At 44.8% G+C, this 21,749-nt stretch carries 26 protein-coding genes; 15 read left to right on the top strand and 11 right to left on the bottom strand.

The window, feature by feature from the left end:
* The 4 genes from B9T20_RS07110 (at position 1) to B9T20_RS07095 (ending at position 3,250) form a co-directional block, all read left to right on the top strand.
* The gene (locus B9T20_RS07110; RefSeq protein ID WP_094490417.1) at positions 1–918 is read left to right on the top strand and encodes a lysophospholipid acyltransferase family protein; all 918 of its coding nucleotides are present in this window, start codon (positions 1–3) and stop codon (positions 916–918) included.
* Positions 919–921: 3 nt separating this feature from the next.
* A complete protein-coding gene (locus B9T20_RS07105) occupies positions 922–1,659 on the top strand; it encodes a 16S rRNA (uracil(1498)-N(3))-methyltransferase (RefSeq protein ID WP_094490416.1) in 738 nt (245 codons plus the stop codon).
* Between the two features lie 72 nt (positions 1,660–1,731).
* Positions 1,732–2,700, top strand: a complete 969-nt coding sequence (gene gshB, locus B9T20_RS07100) for a glutathione synthase (protein WP_094490415.1) — start codon at positions 1,732–1,734, stop codon at positions 2,698–2,700.
* Positions 2,690–3,250 (top strand): YqgE/AlgH family protein, encoded by a 561-nt coding sequence (locus B9T20_RS07095; RefSeq protein ID WP_094490414.1) that lies wholly within the window; start codon positions 2,690–2,692, stop codon positions 3,248–3,250. The genes gshB and B9T20_RS07095 overlap by 11 nt, the downstream gene beginning before the upstream one ends.
* Before the next feature lie 36 nt (positions 3,251–3,286).
* On the opposite strand, the gene B9T20_RS07090 is transcribed toward B9T20_RS07095, so the two are convergent.
* From B9T20_RS07090 to nfo, 3 genes are read right to left on the bottom strand one after another with little or no spacing between them, the layout of a single operon-like run.
* Complete coding sequence (locus B9T20_RS07090; protein ID WP_094490413.1) at positions 3,287–3,961, bottom strand: HAD family phosphatase; 675 nt, start codon at positions 3,959–3,961, stop codon at positions 3,287–3,289.
* Positions 3,962–3,970: 9 nt separating this feature from the next.
* On the bottom strand, positions 3,971–4,720 hold the full coding sequence (locus B9T20_RS07085) for a class I SAM-dependent methyltransferase (RefSeq protein ID WP_094490412.1): 750 nt from the start codon (positions 4,718–4,720) through the stop codon (positions 3,971–3,973).
* Positions 4,720–5,571 (bottom strand): deoxyribonuclease IV, encoded by an 852-nt coding sequence (gene nfo / locus B9T20_RS07080; RefSeq protein ID WP_094490411.1) that lies wholly within the window; start codon positions 5,569–5,571, stop codon positions 4,720–4,722. Before nfo ends, B9T20_RS07085 begins: the two co-directional genes overlap by 1 nt.
* 140 nt (positions 5,572–5,711) lie before the next feature.
* Here nfo and B9T20_RS07075 point away from each other — a divergent pair, with 140 nt between their 5' ends.
* Positions 5,712–6,485 carry a hypothetical protein gene (locus B9T20_RS07075; RefSeq protein ID WP_148138451.1) on the top strand — a complete coding sequence of 258 codons (774 nt, stop codon included), beginning with the start codon at positions 5,712–5,714 and terminating at the stop codon, positions 6,483–6,485.
* Here the strand turns inward: B9T20_RS07075 and nagZ are convergent.
* The 6 genes from nagZ to rimO form a co-directional block, all read right to left on the bottom strand.
* Positions 6,430–7,386: a beta-N-acetylhexosaminidase gene (gene nagZ, locus B9T20_RS07070; RefSeq protein ID WP_094490409.1), complete on the bottom strand. Its 957-nt coding sequence runs from the start codon at positions 7,384–7,386 to the stop codon at positions 6,430–6,432. The two genes, B9T20_RS07075 and nagZ, sit on opposite strands and share 56 nt — an antisense overlap.
* Positions 7,386–8,393 carry a Holliday junction branch migration DNA helicase RuvB gene (gene ruvB / locus B9T20_RS07065; protein WP_026165744.1) on the bottom strand — a complete coding sequence of 336 codons (1,008 nt, stop codon included), beginning with the start codon at positions 8,391–8,393 and terminating at the stop codon, positions 7,386–7,388. Before ruvB ends, nagZ begins: the two co-directional genes overlap by 1 nt.
* Positions 8,394–8,831, bottom strand: coding sequence for a D-aminoacyl-tRNA deacylase (gene dtd, locus B9T20_RS07060; RefSeq protein WP_094490408.1), 438 nt, complete (start codon positions 8,829–8,831; stop codon positions 8,394–8,396).
* Positions 8,828–9,337 (bottom strand): LPS assembly lipoprotein LptE, encoded by a 510-nt coding sequence (gene lptE / locus B9T20_RS07055; RefSeq protein WP_094490407.1) that lies wholly within the window; start codon positions 9,335–9,337, stop codon positions 8,828–8,830. The genes dtd and lptE overlap by 4 nt, the downstream gene beginning before the upstream one ends.
* A gap of 11 nt (positions 9,338–9,348) precedes the next feature.
* Complete coding sequence (locus B9T20_RS07050) at positions 9,349–11,436, bottom strand: EAL domain-containing protein (RefSeq protein ID WP_094490406.1); 2,088 nt, start codon at positions 11,434–11,436, stop codon at positions 9,349–9,351.
* Positions 11,437–11,500: 64 nt separating this feature from the next.
* On the bottom strand, positions 11,501–12,817 hold the full coding sequence (gene rimO, locus B9T20_RS07045) for a 30S ribosomal protein S12 methylthiotransferase RimO (protein ID WP_094490405.1): 1,317 nt from the start codon (positions 12,815–12,817) through the stop codon (positions 11,501–11,503).
* 123 nt (positions 12,818–12,940) lie between these two features.
* On the opposite strand from rimO, the gene gpt reads away from it, so the two are divergent.
* Genes gpt through fabB form a run of 5 tightly spaced genes read left to right on the top strand, consistent with a single transcriptional unit; the run spans position 12,941 to position 17,135 of the window.
* The gene (gene gpt, locus B9T20_RS07040) at positions 12,941–13,417 is read left to right on the top strand and encodes a xanthine phosphoribosyltransferase (RefSeq protein WP_008315700.1); all 477 of its coding nucleotides are present in this window, start codon (positions 12,941–12,943) and stop codon (positions 13,415–13,417) included.
* Positions 13,418–13,419: 2 nt separating this feature from the next.
* Entirely contained in the window at positions 13,420–14,322 is a 903-nt protein-coding gene (gene lpxL / locus B9T20_RS07035; protein ID WP_094490404.1) for an LpxL/LpxP family Kdo(2)-lipid IV(A) lauroyl/palmitoleoyl acyltransferase, read from the top strand.
* Positions 14,315–15,334, top strand: coding sequence for a glycosyltransferase family 9 protein (locus tag B9T20_RS07030; protein ID WP_094490403.1), 1,020 nt, complete (start codon positions 14,315–14,317; stop codon positions 15,332–15,334). Before lpxL ends, B9T20_RS07030 begins: the two co-directional genes overlap by 8 nt.
* Before the next feature lie 47 nt (positions 15,335–15,381).
* Complete coding sequence (gene fabA, locus B9T20_RS07025) at positions 15,382–15,897, top strand: 3-hydroxyacyl-[acyl-carrier-protein] dehydratase FabA (RefSeq protein ID WP_094490402.1); 516 nt, start codon at positions 15,382–15,384, stop codon at positions 15,895–15,897.
* 17 nt (positions 15,898–15,914) lie between these two features.
* Positions 15,915–17,135: a beta-ketoacyl-ACP synthase I gene (fabB, locus tag B9T20_RS07020; protein ID WP_094490401.1), complete on the top strand. Its 1,221-nt coding sequence runs from the start codon at positions 15,915–15,917 to the stop codon at positions 17,133–17,135.
* A 56-nt stretch (positions 17,136–17,191) separates the two neighbouring features.
* On the opposite strand, the gene rlmH is transcribed toward fabB, so the two are convergent.
* The gene (gene rlmH / locus B9T20_RS07015) at positions 17,192–17,662 is read right to left on the bottom strand and encodes a 23S rRNA (pseudouridine(1915)-N(3))-methyltransferase RlmH (protein ID WP_094490400.1); all 471 of its coding nucleotides are present in this window, start codon (positions 17,660–17,662) and stop codon (positions 17,192–17,194) included.
* 1 nt (position 17,663) lies between these two features.
* On the bottom strand, positions 17,664–17,978 hold the full coding sequence (gene rsfS / locus B9T20_RS07010; RefSeq protein WP_094490399.1) for a ribosome silencing factor: 315 nt from the start codon (positions 17,976–17,978) through the stop codon (positions 17,664–17,666).
* 142 nt (positions 17,979–18,120) lie between these two features.
* Between rsfS and hemL the strand changes: the two genes are divergently transcribed.
* The 5 genes from hemL to rpmG all read left to right on the top strand — a co-directional run bounded on the left by hemL (position 18,121) and on the right by rpmG (position 21,702).
* Positions 18,121–19,404, top strand: a complete 1,284-nt coding sequence (hemL, locus tag B9T20_RS07005) for a glutamate-1-semialdehyde 2,1-aminomutase (RefSeq protein WP_094490398.1) — start codon at positions 18,121–18,123, stop codon at positions 19,402–19,404.
* A 3-nt stretch (positions 19,405–19,407) separates the two neighbouring features.
* Complete coding sequence (gene rpe, locus B9T20_RS07000; RefSeq protein WP_094490397.1) at positions 19,408–20,079, top strand: ribulose-phosphate 3-epimerase; 672 nt, start codon at positions 19,408–19,410, stop codon at positions 20,077–20,079.
* 60 nt (positions 20,080–20,139) lie between these two features.
* On the top strand, positions 20,140–21,177 hold the full coding sequence (locus B9T20_RS06995; RefSeq protein WP_008315712.1) for a type IV pilus twitching motility protein PilT: 1,038 nt from the start codon (positions 20,140–20,142) through the stop codon (positions 21,175–21,177).
* Positions 21,178–21,286: 109 nt separating this feature from the next.
* A complete protein-coding gene (rpmB, locus tag B9T20_RS06990) occupies positions 21,287–21,523 on the top strand; it encodes a 50S ribosomal protein L28 (RefSeq protein ID WP_008315714.1) in 237 nt (78 codons plus the stop codon).
* A gap of 11 nt (positions 21,524–21,534) precedes the next feature.
* Positions 21,535–21,702 (top strand): 50S ribosomal protein L33, encoded by a 168-nt coding sequence (rpmG, locus tag B9T20_RS06985; RefSeq protein WP_008315715.1) that lies wholly within the window; start codon positions 21,535–21,537, stop codon positions 21,700–21,702.
* Positions 21,703–21,749: the final 47 nt, after the last annotated feature.

Raw genomic sequence — 21,749 nt, 5'->3', positions numbered from 1 at the left:
ATGAGCGATTCGATACCATTACGCCGCCGCATTCGCGCAAAAGTGATCACCGCTTTATTGCGGTTCTTTGCGCGCTTTTCGCTCAAAAGCTTGTATCGACTCTCTGATCTGATTGCCTTTGGGCTGTATCACATTCCAAACCAAACCCGTCAAATTGCTGCACGCAATCTTCGCTTAGCATTTCCTGATTTATCAGAAGATGAACACCAAAAACGACTCAAAGAGACGCTGCGCCACAATTCGGCCACCCTCTTTGAGATGAGTTTTATGTGGCTCAATCCCTATGAGAAGATTTTGCAATCGGTCAGTCACATCACTGTGCCACCTGAATTTACCCAAGATCAGGCGCAATATGATCAAATGATCTTCATCACGCCGCACTTTGGCTCATGGGAATTAAGTGGTTTGTATGCCTCATCCTTGTACCCTTTAGCGACGCTTTATCGCCCAAGCCGTTTGTACATTGATCCCATCATCATCGAAGGGCGCGGGAAAAATGGTGCCGTGCTTGTTTCCACCACCACACAAGGCATCCGCGACATGATGAAAGCCATGAAAAATGGGCGCAGCGTTGGCATTTTACCGGATCAAGATCCCGGACATGGCGAAGGCATTTTTGCACCCTTTTTTGGCATTCCCACCAACACAATGGGGCTTGTCTCGCGCTTAGCCCATCGCTTTGACATTCCGGCATATCTTGTCGTCTCTAAACGCGATTTGGCCACCGGTACATTCACCATTGAGCTCATTAAAATTGATGATCAATTGCGTGATCCGGATACATTGACTTCTGTCACTGTGCTCAATCACGCCATTGAAACTGAAATCCGCAAAGCCCCTGAGCAATATTTGTGGACATATAAACGCTTTAAAACTGCCCCTGAGGGCGAACCTGACCGTTATCAGCATTTGGATTAATTCATGCGCATTTATACTCAAGCACCGCTGGCTCCCCACGCAACCGTTGAACTTAAAGAACCACAATTCAATCACATCGTGCGTGTGATGCGTAAAAAAGTGGGCGATCACCTTGTGCTGTTTAATGGCGAAGGCGGCGAATATCCGGCTGTGATCAGTGAGATTGGTAAACGATCTCTCACTGTGACATTGCATGCTCACATTGCCATTGATCGCAGTGCGCCTTTTGATGTACATTTGATCCAAAGCTTTGCAAAATTCGACAAAATGGACTTTGTGTTTCAAAAAGCGGTGGAGCTTGGCGTCAATCGTTTAACCCCTTTTATGAGTGAACACAGCAGTTTTAAACTCAATGACAGCGATAAACAAGAGAAAAAACTGAGCCATTGGCAAGGCATCATTGAAAGCGCTTGTGAACAATCAGGCTTAAATAAAGTGCCAATGCTGACCCCTTTTGCATCCCTTAAAAATATTGATGCATTACTGTTAGATCGCCCCTATTTAATTCTCTCCCCCACTGCGGAATGCTCCCTTGGTCATTGGCTCAAAAATCATCACACAGAACATGCCTTTGGCATCATCATTGGGCCTGAAGGCGGCTTTAGTGACGCAGAGCTTGCTTGGCTCTCTTCACAAAAAAATTGTCATCCTGTGACCCTTGGCCCGAGAATTTTGCGCACCGAAACCGCCGCGCTCTCTGTCATCAGTAGCTTGCATGCGCTCTTAGGAGATTGGGCCTAACCCTTGTTTTTTCTTCACGCAAGCCCCATAGTATTTGGCAACGGAATTTTATTCTCAATTTAGGAAATTGCCATGAGCTTGCCTCGCATATTCTTCGTCATGGATCCGCTCCATACGCTTAACATTCACAAAGACAGCACATTGTCCATGATGATGGCTGCTCAAGATTTAGTGGATGAGTGCTTTTACATCAATCCTGCCCACATCTTCATTGAGGAAGGTGTGGTCAAGTCTACCGTTCAAGCCGTTACGATCGATTTAACAGAACACGATTGGTATCAGCTCAAAGAAGCTGAAATTGTGACATTTTCAGATCAAGACATCATTGTGCAGCGTAAAGATCCGCCCTTTGACATGCACTACATCTACGTCACTTACCTATTAGAACTTGCACAAAAACAAGGGGCAATCGTGTGCAATGATCCGCGCTCCCTTCGTGATTGCAATGAAAAATTGTTCACTGCATGGTTCCCGGATGTATGCCCAATCACACTTGTCACCAGTCAATATCATCTATTAAAAGCCTTCATTGAAAAACATGAAGACACCATCATCAAACCCCTTGATGGCATGGGCGGCACAGCCATATTTAGAATCCAAAAAGATGATCCAAATTTAAACGTGATTTTAGAGACATTAACGGCACAACAAACCACCACCGTCATGATGCAAAAATATTTACCGGCCATTAAAGAGGGCGATAAACGCATCCTCATCATTGATGGTGAACCGGTGCCTTATGCCATGGTGCGCATTCCACCTAAGGGTGAAACCCGTGCAAACTTAGCTGTTGGCGGTACAGCGGTGGTTGAAGCATTAACCGAACGTGACTTTGAATTGTGTGCCCGCCTTGCCCCGGAACTTAAAAAACGTGGCTTAACCTTTGTGGGATTAGATGTGATCGGTGGATATTTAACAGAAATCAACGTCACAAGCCCCACGGGCATTCGTCAAATTGAGAACGTCACGGGCATTCCCGTTGGACGTGATCTGATGACAGTGCTCATTGATCAATGGAAATCTCAGCAACATGTCAGTTAATTTTCGCGGCCAATTTTTGATCAGCATGCCTCACATCGACGATGAAGTATTTCATCGTTCGGTGATCTTCGTGCTCGAACATACGGATCAATTTGTGCTGGGTGTCATCATCAATCAACAAAATTTACTCTCAAAAGATGAGATCTCTGCCCAATATGATCTGGCCATTGACCCTAAAGATATCGATAAATTGAACTTCATCTCAGGCGGCCCTGTGCGCTTAAAAGAACTGTTTGTGCTCCATGAACATATTCAAAAATGGCACAAAGCTGTGGAAATTGCGCCCGGTGTGGACATCACAACCTCCGCCGATGTTCTGGCCACGATCATTGAGTCTTATCCTGAGATTTCTCACTCCATCATTGACAGCTATTCTGTCTGGAGCACCGAGCAATTTAATGAAGAGTTAAAGCGCAATGTATGGATGCCGCTGCCCTTTGATAAGCAGTTTCTCTTCTCACGCGATGAACGCGAATTGCTGTGGAATGATCTGTTTGAAAGTTCTGGGGTAAAAATTCAAAGCTTATCCCAAGAAATTGGCACCGCCTAATGAAAAAAGCGAACATCTGTTCGCTTTTTTATCCTCTTACCAATGGTAATGCTGCTGAATAAAGTCAGATGCATGTTTTAAGCTTTCGCACTCTTTGAGCAAAGAGGGACGAAGTGCATCGGGCGGCGGCAACATATCCGGCACCATGATCACCGGCACATTGGCGGCAATCGCAGCCTTTGCACCATTGGTGGAATCTTCAAACATCACCACATCGCCATGCGCTTGCCCTAAAAAATCCACCGCTTTATGAACAATTTCCGGATGTGGCTTTGGATTTTCAATGTGATCAAGGGCATAAATCTCTCCAAAATGCTCGCGAATGCCATGATGCGTGAGCATCGCATCAATGAAATGGGCATAATTGTTTGAAGCAATCACACAAGGAATCTCATGGGATGCTAAAAATGCCAATAACTCAGCGGCACCAGGCTTGATGGCCACATTGCCGGCCAACAAGTAACCCTCTGCAATCGACTGCACTTCGCGAATGAATTGATCCACAGCCTCAATACTCAAAAAAGGGAAATCTTGACGATAAATCGTGTATAAATCTTGATTCGATGTGCCCAAATAACGGCGATAATAGTGCTCATCATACGAAGTGATGCCATATTTAGGCGCCACATCAATGCAGATGTCGCAATAGAGCTGCTCGGTATTAAAGAGCAAGCCATCCACATCAAAAATGGCCCCTTGTAACTGTTTCATGTTGACTCCTTAAGGCACATAGACATCGAGGCGCGTATTGGGCGCTTCAACGCTGTAACTGGGTTTAAAATCCCCCAAATATTCTGATTTCGCTGGACGCTTGACCACCACGCGCTGCATGCCACGGCCACTTTTTAGCAAATCAATCGCCAATGACAGTAACTCTGCACTGTCTGGATCATCGCCCACTAAATCACGCACCATGCGTAGATCTAATTTCACCAAGGCTGATTTTTTGCGATGCGGATACATCGGATCCATATAACAACTGTTTGGCAATACCATGGTGTCATCTTTTAATGCCAATTTTAAATGATCAATCGAGCTCATGGCATTTAACGTAATGCGCGCGGCCATCTCTGGCATCTCTGTTTGCAGGCTAAAAATCGCCTCAGAGAGCAGAATTTGCAACGTGGGGTTGCGCTCAAAGAATGTCACTGTACAACCAGAATATGCCAGCAATCCACCATCGCGCCCAAGTCCTGCCGTTAAATCCCACACCGTTTGACCTTCGCCATTTTTCCATTTTAAAGCCCGTAAAATGGGCTCTTGGGCTTTATTGAGTTTAGAAAAACGCCACAACTGTTTTGGGGAGGCAAAGTCCACTTTTAATTTTTGTTTCGCTTCATCTTGCCAAAAGAGCGATTGCCCATCCCACACAAATGATGGGTAAGTCACATCTGTGCCTTGCACTGTGTAAGTATTGGCCAATGTTGGCATTTGCCCATCTTCTGGCAAAATTAATGCTAATGAATCCATCATGCTTCCTGTGTAAAACTGCGCAATAAACCGATCTCTTGATCCCAAATCTCAGGATTTGTGGTTTCTAAAATCAAGGGAATGCCTTCAAATTGTGGTTGCTGCATGATGTATTCAAATGCCCCTAAACCAATGGTGCCTTGTCCTAAACTTGCATGGCGATCCACGCGGCTTTCAAAGTCTGTTTTCGCATCGTTTAAATGCATGGCACGTAGATATCGATAACCGACGATCTCATCAAAGGCTGTGAATGTTTTTTCACACGCTTCAAACGTGCGTAAATCATACCCTGCCACAAAGGCATGACAAGTATCGATGCATACGCCCACGCGGCTTTTATCTTCCACATGATCAATGATTTCTGCCAATTGCTCAAACTCAAAGCCTAAATTGCTGCCTTGCCCTGCCGTGTTTTCAATCACTGCTACCACATTTTTCGTTTGATCCAGCGCAATGTTAATGGACTCGCCAATGCGCGCTAAACAATCAGAAACATTGATTTTATTTAAATGACTGCCCGGATGAAAGTTCAACAACTCAATGCCCAATTGCTCGCAGCGTTGCAACTCATCTAAAAAGGCTTCACGCGATTTGTTGAGCCCTTCTGTTTCCGGATGCCCTAAATTAATGAGATAACTGTCATGGGGCAAAATTTGGTTGCCCTTAAAGCCAAGTTTAAAACACTCTTTTTTAAAATTGGCAATCACTTTGGGCTCAAGCGGTTTTGCTTTCCATTGGCGCTGATTTTTTGTAAATAAGGCAAATGCATTTGCCCCAATCTCTTTCGCTCGTTGCGGCGCTAAATCAACCCCGCCGGATGCGCTGACATGTGCGCCCACAAAATAGGTCATACCTTTCAATCCCATCGACAAAAGTTTACATTTTAATGCAGTTAAATGTTTTTTAAAGCAAAAACTGTCACTAGATCAAAGTATTTTTTTCAATTCCCCGTAAACTAGTGAGCATTGTTACCAAAATGGAGACGATCATTGTGTTAAAAACAATACATACAAAAGACAATGCCATCTTTGAAGCGCTGGTTGATGCGTTAAAAACACAATCCTATCAAGATTTCTTAGCCTTGCCTGAGCGCATGCAGCTTTCTGCCGAAGGTTTATCTGAACACACCACCATTGAGCTCTCTCGTCGTTTTGATCCCATTGATGCCGCTTTACACATTGTGGTGTCACAATTTTTATGGCTCAGCGAAGAAAATGATCCCTCCCTCATTCAAGGCATGCACAATATTGCTGTGCCTTTACCCAATTCAAATGCTGAGCTCTTTTATTCAGGGCACTGCAAAACAGAATTCTTTTATGTCCTGAAAGATGATTTCATCACCGATGATGTTTTTGAACGCAATGAACGGGCCGAAGCTTGCGCTTTAGAAACGGCCGATTGGTTTGGTACCACAGGATTGACTGATCAAGAAGAGCGTGGCATCGCGCCATTTATGCGCTATGAATATGGTGACTTATTGATCGATGAAGATGGGCTCAAAGCCCATGATTTAGAATTCATGGGCTGCTTTCACCTCAATAAAACTTTAACCAAAAAGTTGAAAATTGAGGCCGGTTTTCCCATTGATGCACTCTATGTATGGCATTATTATGATGATCATTATGCCTATGCGTATCGTGATCCTGATGGCGTTTTACATTACGATTTAGGCATGCGCTTTGATCCTCACATGTGTAAGCGCCTGCCCATCAATGTTGTAAATGGGCTCGCATCACTTCACAACGAAAGCGCACATCCTCACTGAGGCTGCGCTCTGTGGTCAGTGATAACAGTTCCTCAATCGCCGCAAAATCATTGCAGCACAAAATGATGTCAATGCCTGCATCAAAGCAGGCTTGTGCTTTTTCAATCGCACTGCCTAAATGTGCCGCCCCTTGCATGTCTAAATCATCACTGATGATCGCGCCGTCAAAATGCAACACATTACGAAGATAAGTGAGCCATGTGCGTGAAGTGACCGCTGTATGGGCATCATCAATCGCTGTATAGATGATGTGTGCAGGCATCACGCCTTCTATGCCCGCATCAATCAATGTGATGAAGGGCAATAAATCTGTGCGTTCGATCTCATCAAGCGAGCGCTCATCAATGCCAATCCCTAAATGGGTATCCACTGACACATAACCATGTCCCGGAAAATGCTTAGCCACACCAATGGAGCCAGCGCGACGAATGCCTTGATAAAAGGCCATCACCAATGCTGCCACAGCATCGGGCTCACTGTGAAAGGCGCGATCGCCAATCACGGTATTGTGCCCATAATCAATGTCACACACGGGCGCATAGCTAAAATCCACACCCACTTGCTTGAGCTCTGAAGCCATCACATAACCATAATGCTCCGCTTGCATGAGGGCTGAATGCATATTTTGTGCATACAACTCTTTTAATGATCCCATCGGTGGTAAACGGCTGAATCCCTCACGAAAACGCTGAACGCGCCCACCTTCATGATCCACAGAGATCATTAATTTCGGGTTGATCATTTTGATTTTTGCCGTCAACAAAATGAGCTGCTCTAAGCTTTCATAATTGCGGGTGAATAAAATCACGCCCACCACCAAAGGATGCATAAGCCATGCACGCTCTTGAGTCGTGACGGTTGTACCTTGTAATCCGATGATCAATCCACCTGTTTTTTGCATCATGCTTCCATCTCTAAGCCAAAATATTGCCAACACTTTTCAGTGGCCACGCGACCTTTTGGGGTGCGCATAATGAAGCCCTCTTGAATCAAGTAAGGCTCAATCACATCTTCTAACGTACCGCGATCTTCCCCTAAAGCTGAGGCAATCGTATCTAACCCCACAGGACCGCCTGAAAATTTTTCCACAATCAACTGCAACAAACGGCGATCGTGCTCATCTAAACCATAGGCATCAATTTCCAACATGTTTAATGCTTCTTTAGCAATGGCCACATCAATGACGCCATTTGAACGCACCTCTGCCACATCGCGCACGCGGCGCAATAAACGATTGGCAATCCTTGGCGTACCGCGGGAGCGCTTCCCTATTTCAGCGGCGCCCTCTGGCATCAATTCCACATTCAACAGTGAGGCTGAGCGCAACACAATGTTGGTCAATTCATCATTGGAATAAAACTGCAAGCGGGACATGATGCCAAAGCGATCACGCAGCGGCGAGGTTAATAATCCTGCCCGCGTTGTGGCGCCCACCAATGTAAAGGGCGGCAAATCAATTTTAATGGAGCGGGCTGCGGGCCCTTCACCGATCATGATGTCGAGCTGATAATCCTCAAGCGCAGGATAGAGCACCTCTTCAATCATCGGGCTTAAACGATGGATCTCATCGATGAACAGCACATCATTGGGCTCTAAATTCGTCAATAATGCCGCCAAATCCCCTGCTTTTTCAAGTACAGGGCCAGAAGTTTGCTTTAACCCCACATCCAACTCATGGGCAATGATGTGCGCAAGCGTTGTTTTTCCCAATCCTGGCGGCCCAAAGAGCAGCACATGATCGAGCGCTTCACCACGATTGCGTGCCGCCGTGATGAAAATTTCTAACTGATTGCGAAGCGCCGCTTGCCCTGTGTAATCTTGTAAACGTTTGGGGCGAATGGCGCGATCAATGACGGTTTCTTCGCGCTGCTTTTCACCGCTGATCAATATTCTATCGGATTCTATCATCTACACTTCTAACCAAAATGTGACAGGGCCATCGTTTTCTAAGGATACTTTCATATCGGCCCCAAATTCCCCTTGTGCCACCGTTGGCAGCAATGTTTTGGCATGTTCTATGCTGTGCGCATACAGCGCCATGCTCATCTCAACCGGCGGGCTTTCTGTAAAGGATGGACGGCGCCCTTTATCGGTATTGGCCAGCAACGTAAATTGCGACACCAATAACAATCCGCCATCAACATCTTGTAATGAGCGATTCATTTTACCGGCATCATCAGAAAAAATTCGATAATGGACGATTTTTTCCACCATCTTTTCCACCGTTTGTGGCGTGTCATGTTTCTCAATGGCCACAAGCGCCAATAAACCGGCATCAATCGCCCCGATGACTTTGCCATCCACCTTGACACTGGCGTGATTGACCCGTTGAATCAAGGCAATCATGGCTGGACTCGTAATGCCGCTTCTAAACGGCGCATGAACATGGCGGCAAGCTCTTCGCGAAGCGCTGCAGATACACGTTGGCTGTCGGTGGATTTACTGAGTAACGCCGCTTCTTGATAGCTAAAGTCACGCTCACGCATCAATGTTGTTGGCGGTAAAATCTCTTGACCATCACGATCTTTCACTTGCACCACAATGGTTAACGTCACCACTTCTTCTGTGGCACGATCCACCGCTAAGCCTGACACAGCGCGTGAACTTTGTTGTTCAGAGAGCACCTGAATGATCAAGTCAGCATTCGCTTCATTTTGCACCAATTGCACATGATCAGGAAAATATTTGGCCACGGCACTGTAAAAGGTTTGGCGATCATCGGGGTTATAACCTGCCATATAAACATTTTGATACGCTTTCGGCCATTTGATGGCGCCACGCAAATGAAAACCACAACCGGTAAGCATTAAGGCAGCTGCGCCTAGCAATACACTGCGTCGAGTCATTGTCATTGTTGATCCCCTTACATAATCACTTGTGAAAAATCAAAGTCCAATGACTCTGTCACCGCACCAATCATCGTGCCAGAAGCATAAGGAATGGTGTATTCCCAAACCAATGTCATGCTTGTGGGTGAATTAACGCCCGTGGCCATTAAACCTGCGCCTTTGCGCTCTAAATCTTGTAATAATTTTGGCAATTTAATCATCTCATCACTCGAGATGCTGCGGCTCATTCGGCCAATACAGTTTTCGGACAATGCCACCATCGCCACATCAAGCTCACTGACCATGGTTGAAGTGATGTCGACAACGTCATACACCATGCCAGCAAAGCCTGCATCGGCAATGATGCTAAAGAAGTGTTTGGCCGCCTCAAAATGCTCATCCACCACCTCTTCTGCCAAACCAAAGATGATTTGATGACTGCTGCATGGCGCTTTGGCATTTTTCTCAATCCAATCGATCAAATATTCAGGCTTGGTTAAAAAGTACATGGATAACGGCACTAAAATGCGTTTATTGCCGCCCTCAACCTTAGCAAGGTTATCCGCAGCTGTTGAGAGCATGAATTGATCCAAATCACGCATCAAGACATTGTCTGAGGTAAACGTGAAACTTCGATTCCAAACCACAGGTTCGCCCTTTTCATCACGCAGGGCAAAGCTTGCAATGTAATTCTCTTGGCCTTGAGCCAAAAAGTCTGCCACCGGAATGTACGTTTGACGCACATTGTCACTGTTTAATGCGGTAAAGAGTGGCATGTACTCTTCATCGATGTCGCCAACTTCCAATGTTTCAACGCCATGCTGAACCGCTTGAATGGCGCGCGTTGATTCCTCTTTTTTATCTGTAAAGACAACGCGCGTTTCTAATAAGCCCGATAACTCATCTAAGCGCGCGCACGCATCATTGATGCCATCGACCGAATCGCCTAAATTGGTGTAAGAGAAGGAAAAGGCACCATGAAAACTTGCATCGCCCGCCTTAAATACATAACCTTCTGCGCTGGCCACAATCGCCATGCCTAAGCGATCGACTTTGGTCATGTCGCTGTTGGTGAGCAATAGCACAATGCTTTCATCAGAATAGCGCGCATAATGTAGATTACTGATCTGTGATTCTAAATGTTTGGCCAATCCAATGAAGTAGGATTCTAAAATCTCCACGCCATATTTTTTGCGGAAATTAAAATAATCTTCCAACACCAAACTCACCAACCAAGATGAACTGCCCACAAAGTTGGATAAATTTTCAATGAAGGCCAAACGATTATAAAACTGTGCCGCCATCGAAGGCGCCGCTTCCACCACAACTGGCGCCGCTGGCCCTGCATTCGATTGGGCCACAAAGATCTCAAGACAAGGCAATTCTTCGTGCATCGCAGGTTTAATCGTCACCATTTCTTCCAAAGCACTGCCCGTGCGTGGATTGATGAGATTAAGCATCGCTTGTTGTTCTTTGCCTGTTTTGCTCGCAATCTTCATCATCTTTTTAAAGGTTGCCGATTGCTCTGCACCAATGTATTCAAGTGCTGTGGTTGCGGCCAATTCATTAAAATCTTGCCAGCCAAAATATTTTAAAAAGGCTTGGTTGGCATATAAAAATAGGCCATCGGCGGCACCAAAATAAGCAATTAAATCTTCAGATTGCGCGGCCAATTGCGCAGTGATTTCGGAGAGTTGAGCGTTTTTTTCTAACGTTTGGCGGTAACCTTGCTGATTTTTACGCTCAAAAATGGCACGCACGATCTGTTTAAACAATACATCACTTTGCTGCAATGAGCCCACATCCAGCGCCCCTTCTTGCATCATGATTTGGCGTTTTTCTAGAAATTGCTCCTCTGCCACTAACACAAGCACCGGCACGCTTTGCATGCCGATGGCATCTGTGATCTCTTTTAAATCCGGCACTTTCGGTGAATCTTGCAACAGAATTAAGTCACAACCTTCTTTCGTTAGGGCAACTTTGACGCCATCCACAGAATCTGTCGTTGCCACATCAAAAGTGATTTTACTCTCAACACTCGACACACGAATCAACTGCTTGAGTTGAGTGACCTTTTCTGCACTGCTTTCAACATAAAGAATTCTGTAAATATCATTGGCCATTATCATTACCCATTTCGTGAATTTTAACTTCCATAGTGTAGCTTAATTCGGCACAAAACTCATGTTAGATGAGCTCACCATATAAATCATAGGTGTCCGCTTCATCAATCAAGACATTGACAATTTTACCCACACACGAAGCATCGGCGCCATCAATGTAGACCAAACCATCAATCTCGGGTGCATCGGCTTTGGTGCGACCGATGGCCACGCCATTTTCAGCATCAAAATCATCCACCAACACTTCTAACGTTTGTCCCACTTTAAGGGCCAATTTCTCTGCAGAAATGCGCGCTTGAAGCTCCATAAAGCGACCTAAACGTTCTTCTTGAATCTCAACCGGAATGAGTTCTGCAATGTCATTGGCCGGTGCGCCTTCTACTGGCGAATAAATGAATGCACCCACGCGATCTAAACGTGCCTCTTCAATGAAATCTAAGAGCATTTGGAACTCTTCTTCCGTTTCCCCTGGGAAACCCACAATGAATGTCGAACGAATGGTGATTTCAGGGCAAATTTCGCGCCATTTTTTGATACGCATCAACATATTTTCACTGTTTGCCGGGCGCTTCATCGCTTTTAAAATGCGTGGTGATGCATGCTGCATGGGCACATCGATGTATGGCAAAATTTTGCCTTCTGCCATCAAGGGAATCAAATGATCCACATGCGGATAAGGATAGATGTAATGCAAACGCACCCAAGCATCCATTTTGCCAAGCTCTTCACAAAGGTTTTGAATGTGTGTTCTGACAGGTTTACCATCGGCAAAGCCTGTTTTATATTTCACATCCACGCCATAAGCACTGGTATCTTGCGCCACCACCAATAACTCTTTAACGCCTGAACTTACCAATTTTTTCGCCTGTGACAATACATTTTCCACAGGATACGATTGATGTTTACCGCGCATCGTCGGAATGATGCAGAAGGTACAACTGTGATTACAACCTTCAGCAATTTTTAAATATGCATAATGGCGCGGCGTCAATTTGATGCCCGCTTGTGGCACTAAATCCATGAATGGATCATGTGGTTTTGGCAAATGATGGTGCACAGCGCCCATCAATTCTTGGAATGCATGTGGGCCGGTCACACTCAATACATTGGGATATTTTTCCAAAATGGTGTCAGCTTTAGCACCTAAACAGCCGGTGACAATCACTTTGCCATTTTCATCCAACGCTTCGCCAATGGCATCTAAACTCTCTTGCACCGCAGAATCAATAAAGCCACAAGTGTTGACCACAACAAGGTCCGCATCATTGTATTGTGGAACAATTTCATATCCTTCTGTACGCAATTGCGTCAAGATATATTCGGAGTCAACCAATGCTTTTGGGCAACCGAGGGAAACAAAGCCAATCTTAGGAGTCGTCACTGTCTAACCTTACAAAAAAAGATCACCAGTCAAATCAGCAAATGTTTTGACTGGTGTAATCAAAGAAAAAAAACTATAATAACCGGCTATTTTATATCAGAACCTCATCTACTGGAAACCAAAATGTCGAAAAAATATTTAGTTACTTGGGATATGCTCCAAGTTCACGGGAAAGCTTTATCTCAACATTTAATCGAACGTCAAGAGTGGAAAGGGATCATTGCGGTCAGTCGTGGTGGTTTAGTACCTTCTGCGATCGTTGCGCGCGAATTGAACATTCGTTACGTGGATACTTTGTGCATTGCAAGCTACCATGAATATCAACAGCAAACAGACATGCAACTCGTCAAAGAGTGTAATTTACCGAATGAAGGCGAAGGCTTTGTCATCATCGATGACTTAGTGGACTCTGGCAATACGGCAAAATTGATCCGTCAATTGTATCCAAAAGCATACTTCGTCACCATTTTTGCAAAACCACAAGGCAAACCTTTGGTGGACTTTAACGTCATCGATGTATCACAAGATACATGGATTGAGCAACCTTGGGACACAGCTGTGCATTTCATCGCACCAATTTGTGATCAAAACAAACAGTAATCATGCAATACCACAAGCCGAATTGGATTAAAGATCATGCGATTGCCTTAGGCTTCTGGGTTGGCAAATACATTGCGAGATTGCCAATGCCCATCTTACTAGCCGCAGGCAAAGGCATTGGCATGCTCTCGTACTATGTGGCGAAAAAACGCCGCCACATTGTGGAGCGCAACATTGCGTTGTGCTTCCCTGATTTATCAAAAGATGCACAAACCAAACTCGTTCAAGCGAACTTTAAAGCCCTTGGCATGGGCATTTTTGAAACCTTAGCCGCTTGGTTAAAGCCTGAGGATCAAGTCAAAGATCTCTTTATCTATGAAGGTTTAGAACATTTAGAGGCCGTCAAATCTTCCGGTGATGGCGCCCTTTTATTGACGGTGCACTTTTGTAACCTTGAGTTGGGCGCCCGCGCCATTACGCTCAAAACGCCCTTTGTGGCGATGTATCGTCAGCATAAAAACCGCGCCTATGAAGAGCGCCAATTTAAAATGCGCACCGCTCAATCACAAAATGAGCCCGTCAATCGCAACGAAATTCGCAAAACCATCAAACTCCTTCGTCAAGGCAAGCTCCTTTGGTATGCACCGGATCAAAACTACGGCGGCAGTGATCATGTGTTTGTGGACTTCTTTGGCGTCAAAGCGCTGATGATCACAGCAACATCCCAAATGGCCAAAGTGGGCAAAGCCAAAGTGCTGCCCTATTATTGCATTCGTGAAGGCCATCAATATCGCGTTAAAATCCTGCCTGCCCTTGACCATTTTCCATCTGAGTCGCCCATGGAAGATTGCGAGCGTTTGAATAAAATGTTTGAATCATGGATCATCGAAGCCCCCGAGCAATATTTATGGGCGCATCGCCGCTTTAAAACTCGCCCTGAAGGTGAAAAGGATCTTTATGAATAACCTTGTGAAAGATTATCGACGCATTTTGATCATTCAATGGAGCGCGATGGGCGATTGTGTGCTTGCAAGCAGCACCTTTGATGACATTAAAGCGGCCTTTCCCCGCGCAAAGATTGATTTAAATGTGCTCCCTCCGTGGCATCAGCTCTTTGTGCATGATGATCGTTTTCATCAACTCATTGACTTTAAACTCAGAAAACAGGGCTTTGGCGCCACTTGGCGTTGGCTCACCACATTAAAACAAGAAAATTATGATCTGATCATTGATCTACAAAACAGTGATCGCTCCCGCATGTTGCTCTCTGCGGCAAAAACTCTCCGCTTTACTCGCGCAACCATCATTGGACGCAGTCGTCATTGGTGCTATGACAATCACATCGAACCCCATGACATTGAAAACAATCACGTAGTCGATCGCTTTTATGCGGCGCTCAAAAGTGTGGGCGTTGTGCGCACAAGTACGCGTCCACGCATCATTGCATCGCCTGAAATCATCAAACGCATTGAAGAGAAAAAGCAACATCTCCTAGAAGATCATGCCTTTGCTGTGTTTGTGCCAGGCTGCAGCCCACAACATCCTGAAAAACGTTGGCATCCTGAGCGCTTCATTGAGCTTGCGCAATTATTATTCAACAATGGCTGCGTCACGCGCATTTTAGTCCTTGGCGCCGGCAGTGAAGCAGAAATCTGCAAACAAATTTCTGACAGTGATGCACGCATCCTCAATCTTTGTGATCAAACGGCGCTGTTAGACATTCCTTATTGGCTCAATGGCGCTGCGCTCATTGTGGCCAACGACACCGGCATTGCACACTTTGCCGCCGCAAGTGATGCACCCGTCATCGCCCTCTTTGGCCCGACAAATCCAACACAATCGAAGCCTTATGGGGAAAAAGTCACCGTGCTTGAGGCCAAAAATTTTGGAAATGACAATAAAATTGACCAAATCACGGCAAATGACGTTCTGAATCACTACCAAACCATTTTCAATCCATCCGATAAAACAGTATAATCATCGGATTTTATAATTGAATATCCACTATTTTCAAAGGAATTGATGTGACAAAACAAGCAAGTTATACCAAAGAAGAACTGATTGAATGCGCAAAAGGCAACTTATTTGGTGAAGGCAATGCACAATTGCCAATGCCACCAATGTTGATGTGTGATCGCATTGTGGAAATCACTGAAGATGGTGGCAACTACAATAAAGGTTTAATCGTCGCTGAACTCGACATCAATCCTGATTTATGGTTTTTCCCTTGTCACTTCATCGGTGACAACGTTATGCCAGGTTGCCTTGGCTTAGATGCAATGTGGCAATTGGTTGGCTTCTACTTAGGTTGGAAAGGCGGCCTTGGTCGCGGCCGCGCGCTTGGTTGTGGTGAAGTGAAATTCTCCGGTCAAGTCTTACCAACAGCGAAAAAAATAACTTACCACATTCACATGAAACGTGTTATTTTGCGCAAATTGACGATGGGTATTGCAGATGCGACTTTATCCGTAGATGGTAAAATCATCTACACAGGACATGACCTCAAAGTTGGTCTTTTTACCTCAACAGATAATTTTTAACGTTTAGGAGAAACATTATGAGACGTGTTGTTATCACAGGTCTTGGGATTATTTCTAGTATCGGAAACAACAAAGAAGAAGTATTAGAGTCTCTCAAATCAGGTAAGTCAGGTATTGAATTCTCTCAAGAGATGGCTGATCTCGGTTTTAGATCCCATGTTCACGGTGCCATTCGCATCAACCCTGCTGAGCATATTGATCGTAAAACTTTCCGCTTTATGGCAGATGCTGCGGCATACGCTTATTTAGCGATGGAACAAGCGATTGAAGACTCAAAATTACCCCCTGAAATGGTTTCAAATGAACGCACAGGTTTAATCGTGGGTTCTGGCGGTGCATCAACGCGCAATCAAATTGATGCCGTTGACAGCATGCGTAAAACAGGCGCCACCAAAAAAATGGGCCCTTACATGGTGACTCGTACAATGGGTTCGACTGTGTCTGCATGTTTGGCCACACCATTTAAAATCAAAGGTGTGAACTACTCCATCAGCTCAGCATGTTCAACTTCTGCCCACTGTATTGGTAATGCCGTTGAGCAAATCCAATTGGGTAAACAAGATGTGATCTTTGCCGGTGGCGGTGAAGAATTACACCCATTTATGAGCGCAATGTTTGATGCAATGGGCGCATTGTCTTCAAAATACAATGACAATCCATCTGTGGCATCTCGTCCATATGATCGCGACCGTGATGGTTTTGTGATCTCTGGCGGTGGCGGTATCGTGGTGGTTGAAGAGTTAGAACACGCATTGGCCCGTGGTGCACACATCTATGCAGAAATCACAGGTTACGGTGCAACGTCTGATGGTTATGACATGGTTGCCCCAAGTGGTGAAGGCGCAGAGCGCTGTATGCGTCAAGCATTGTCCACAGTGACAGGCCCAATTGATTACATCAATGCACACGGCACATCCACACCTGCCGGTGACATTCCTGAAATCATGGCCGTTGAACGTGTCTTTGGTGATAAATTCCCAATGATCTCTTCAACAAAATCACAAACTGGCCATGCATTGGGCGCAGCTGGCGTCAATGAAGTGATCTATTCACTCTTGATGATGGAAAACAATTTCCTTCAAGCGAGCATGCACATTGATAACATTGATCCTTTATTGGAAAACTTCCCCATCATCCGCAAAAAAGTGGAAGATGTTGAAATCAATAACATCATGAGCAACAGCTTTGGCTTTGGTGGTACAAATGCAACTGTGGTTCTTAGCCGTTATAAAGGTTAATTAACCCCATATCAAAAAGCCTGATCAATGATCAGGCTTTTTTAATGTCTTCAATATTATTCACGATGATACGGGTGATTGTGCAAAATACTCCAACCACGGAACAATTGCTCTGCCACTAAAATGCGCACCATCGGATGCGGTAATGTCAGTTTAGATAGAGAAATGCTCTGCTCAAAGCTTTGTTTGACCTCATCAGAGAAACCTTCAGGACCACCAATTAGCAAAGCGATGTCTGTGCCGCCTTGTAACCACCCTGCCATCATTTGACTGAGCTCTGGCGTTGTCACCGCTTTACCCACCACATCAAGCCCCACAATACGCGCACCTTTAGGCACCGCAGCGAGCATTTTTTGTCCCTCTTCTTTAAGGATTTTCGAGATGTCCGCATTTTTTTTGCGTGCTTGAGCAGGAATTTCCACCATTTTGAGTTGCACTTCATTTCGAAGACGGCTTTGATACTCATCAAAACCCTCTTTCACCCAACTCGGCATATTGTTGCCAATGGCAATGAGGTGAACAATCATACTAGATGAATAATTTTTCTAACTGATAAAACTCGCGCGCATCTTTTGTCATGATGTGCACTACGATGTCACCGTAATCTTGCAACACCCAGTTGCCACTTTCCACGCCTTCAATCCCGATCACTGTATAGCCTTGACCTTTCATGTTGATTTCAAGCTTATCGGCCATCGCTTTAAGGTGAGTCGAAGAAGTCCCTGTGACAATCACTGCCCAGTCGGTATACTTCACAATTTCGCTGACATCGAATACTTTAATATCCACACCTTTCATATCATCTAAGGTTGTTTCAACAATATTCTTCATTGCTTCTGACATAAAATTCATCCAATTAATTTAAAATTCATCAATCATTAATACACATCGTGCCGGTTATTGTACTTCATTTTAATTTAACAATTAAATCTTAATTAATTTTGCTAGAATATTAGCTTTATTTCTAAGTTTTGAAGGTTGAGAAATGGTCAGTTTTGAAGCACTTTACGAAGAAGCACAACAATACATTCCAGGCGGCGTGAACTCTCCTGTGCGCGCATTTAAACAAGTGGGCGGTGCACCTGTGTTTTTCAAAAAAGGTGAAGGCGCTTATGTCTATGACGTCAATGATAAAAAATACATCGATTATGTGGGTTCATGGGGCCCGATGATTGTGGGGCATGCGCACCCTAAAGTGATCGAAGCGGTTGTGGAAACGGCAAAAAATGGCCTCTCTTTTGGTGCACCTACGGTTTCTGAAACCGCTTTGGCCAAAAAAGTACTTGAGATCATCCCTTCAATGGACAGCGTACGCATGGTAAGTTCAGGCACAGAAGCCACCATGAGCGCCATTCGTTTAGCCCGTGGTTACACTGGCCGCAACAAAATCATCAAATTTGAAGGCTGCTATCATGGCCATTCAGATTCACTGTTAGTGAAAGCAGGTTCCGGTTTATTGACCTTTGCAGAACCTTCTTCACCGGGCGTACCGGCAGATTTAACACAGCACACAATCGTACTTGAATACAACAATCCCGATGAGCTTAAAGAAGCATTTGCCAAATATGGCGATGAAATTGCCTGCGTGATTGTAGAACCGATTGCCGGCAACATGAACTGCATCCCACCATCACGTGAATTCTTACAAACCATTCGTGATTGCTGTACCGATGCAGGCGCTGTGTTCATCATGGATGAAGTGATGACCGGTTTTCGTGTGCACAAACATTCTGCCCAAGGCTTATTTAACATCACGCCTGACTTATCAACCTTCGGTAAAGTGATTGGCGGCGGCATGCCTGTGGGCGCCTTTGGTGGTAAAGCTGAAATCATGGCCCATTTATCCCCAAATGGTGCGGTGTATCAAGCGGGCACATTATCGGGCAATCCTGTGGCCATGGCAGCAGGTCTCGCCACATTAGAATTGGTGTCTGAAGAGGGCTTTTATGATGAGCTCAAAGCCAAAACCGATTACTTAATGGATGGCATTGCTAAAATCTTTGCAAAACATGATGTACCGATCCACATCAATCATGTGTGCGGCATGTTCGGTTTATTCTTCACCAATCAACCCGTCAATACATACAAAGATGCGCTCACCAGCGACATCGAATTTTTCAAACAGTTCTATCATGGCTTACTTGAGCGCGGCATTTATTTAGCACCAAGTGCATTTGAAGCCGGTTTCTTATCGAATGCGCATACGTATGAAGATTTAGACCAAACCCTCAAAGCCATCGACGAAACATTAGCAGACATCAAAGGTTAACCCATGAAACAAACTCCTTGGATCGCCCCATCGATTTTATCCGCAGACTTCGCTCGCTTAGGTGAGGAAGTCAATGCCGTATTAGACGCAGGCGCTGACATCATTCACTTTGACGTGATGGACAATCACTATGTGGAAAACTTAACGTTTGGCCCCATGATTTGCAAAGCTTTGCGTGATTATGGCGTCACTGCACCCATTGATGTGCATTTGATGGTTTCACCTGTCGATCGCATGATCGAAGCCTTTGCAAAGGCAGGCGCCACCTACATCACATTCCATCCAGAAGCCTCTTTGCATGTGGATCGCTCCCTTCAGCTCATCAAATCTTTGGGCTGTAAAGCGGGCTTAGTGTTAAATCCGGCCACATCCATCCATGTGCTTGATCATGTTTGGGATTACTTAGACATGGTGCTTGTGATGAGTGTGAACCCTGGCTTTGGTGGACAAAAGTTCATTCCATCGGCATTAGATAAATTGGTACAATTGCGCGCAATCATCGATGAAAAAGGCTTAGACATTCGCCTTGAAATTGATGGCGGCGTCAATGCCGATAACATCGAAGCGATCTCTAAAGCAGGGGCGGATACCTTTGTGGCAGGCAGCGCAATTTTCACGCAAAAAGATTACGCCGACATCATCGGTCGATTAAAATCAAATGCAAAATTAGACTGATGCCATTTTGTCGTTTAGAATACGAACGTTATTTCTATTAAAAAAACTAATGAGAAAATTATGAACATTACAGATCTACTCACATTTGTGGTCAAATCCGGGGCATCGGATTTGCACTTGTCAGCAGGATTGCCCCCTTTGCTGCGCATCGATGGTGACGTAACAAGAATCAATGCACCTGCGCTCAATAACGATATGGTTTATGATTTGATTTATGGCATCATGAATGATACTCAGCGCAGAACCTTTGATGCAGAGTTAGAAGCTGACTTCTCTGTAGATGTTCCTGGTTTATCTCGTTTCCGTGTCAACGCCTTCCACCAAAATCGTGGCGTTGGCGCTGTTTTTAGAACAATCCCTAACAACATTAAATCCATGGATGAACTTGGCATGCCTGCCATTTTCCGCCAAATGGTTTCGGTGCCTCGTGGTTTAGTGTTGGTGACAGGGCCCACAGGTTCAGGTAAGTCAACGACGTTAGCTGCAATGATTGACTACCTAAACAAGCATCATCCTTACCATATCTTGACGGTGGAAGACCCCATTGAGTTCGTACACACGCCAAGAAAATCACTCATCAACCAACGTGAAGTGCACCGAGATACTCTCTCGTTTAACAATGCGTTGCGCTCTGCTCTTCGTGAAGATCCAGACGTTATCTTGGTGGGTGAGCTTCGTGACTTAGAAACCATTCGTTTAGCCTTAACCGCTGCGGAAACGGGTCACTTAGTATTTGGTACCCTCCATACCACATCGGCGGCGAAGACGATCGATCGTATCATTGACGTTTTCCCAGAAGGTGAAAAACCATTGGTTCGTTCAATGTTATCTGAATCCTTACAAGCCGTTGTTGCGCAATCACTTTTGAAGAAAAAAGGCGGCGGTCGTGTGGCTGCTTGGGAAATTCTTATGGGTACGAATGCAATTCGAAATCTGATTCGTGAAGATAAAATTGCACAGATGTATTCTGCGATTCAAACTGGCCAATCCTTTGGCATGCAAACCCTTGATCAGCACTTGATGCAGCTAGTTCGAGCGGGCATCATTGATGCAGAAGTTGCAGCAAGTAAGGCTAAGAACCCCGCTGATTTCACTTAATCAGTGTATTGCATATTTTTTTGAAATACGTATAATGACGTGTCTGTTTTTAAGGGCCGTCTTTGCGTTCCTCAAAGAATTTAATTTATTGAAATAGGTTATTTTAATTATGAGTAAAGTTTGTCAAGTCACTGGTAAAGCACCTGCTGTTGGGAACAACGTTTCTCACGCAAACAATAAAACTCGCCGTCGTTTTTTACCAAATCTTCACTCACATCGTATTTGGGTAGAAAGCGAACAGCGCTTTGTAACATTACGCGTAACATCTGCTGGTTTAAGAACTATCGATAAAAAAGGCATCGATGCTGTTCTTAAAGATATGCGTGCACGTGGTGAGAAAATCTAAGGAGCTTTATCATGGCAAAAGGTATCAGAGAAAAAATCAAATTAGTGTCAACGGCTGAAACAGGTCATTTTTACACTACAACTAAAAACAAAAGAACAACTCCTGAAAAATTAGAGTTCATGAAATATGATCCAGTTGTTCGTAAACACGTTTTATACAAAGAAGCACGTATTAAATAAGTTTACTTGTTTAAAAACACACAAAAGCAACCTCAGGGTTGCTTTTT

Origin of the sequence: Wohlfahrtiimonas sp. G9077 (genome assembly GCF_002252155.1) — a bacterium.
Lineage (GTDB): Bacteria > Pseudomonadota > Gammaproteobacteria > Cardiobacteriales > Wohlfahrtiimonadaceae > Wohlfahrtiimonas.
This window is presented reverse-complemented; position numbering and strand designations above follow the sequence as displayed.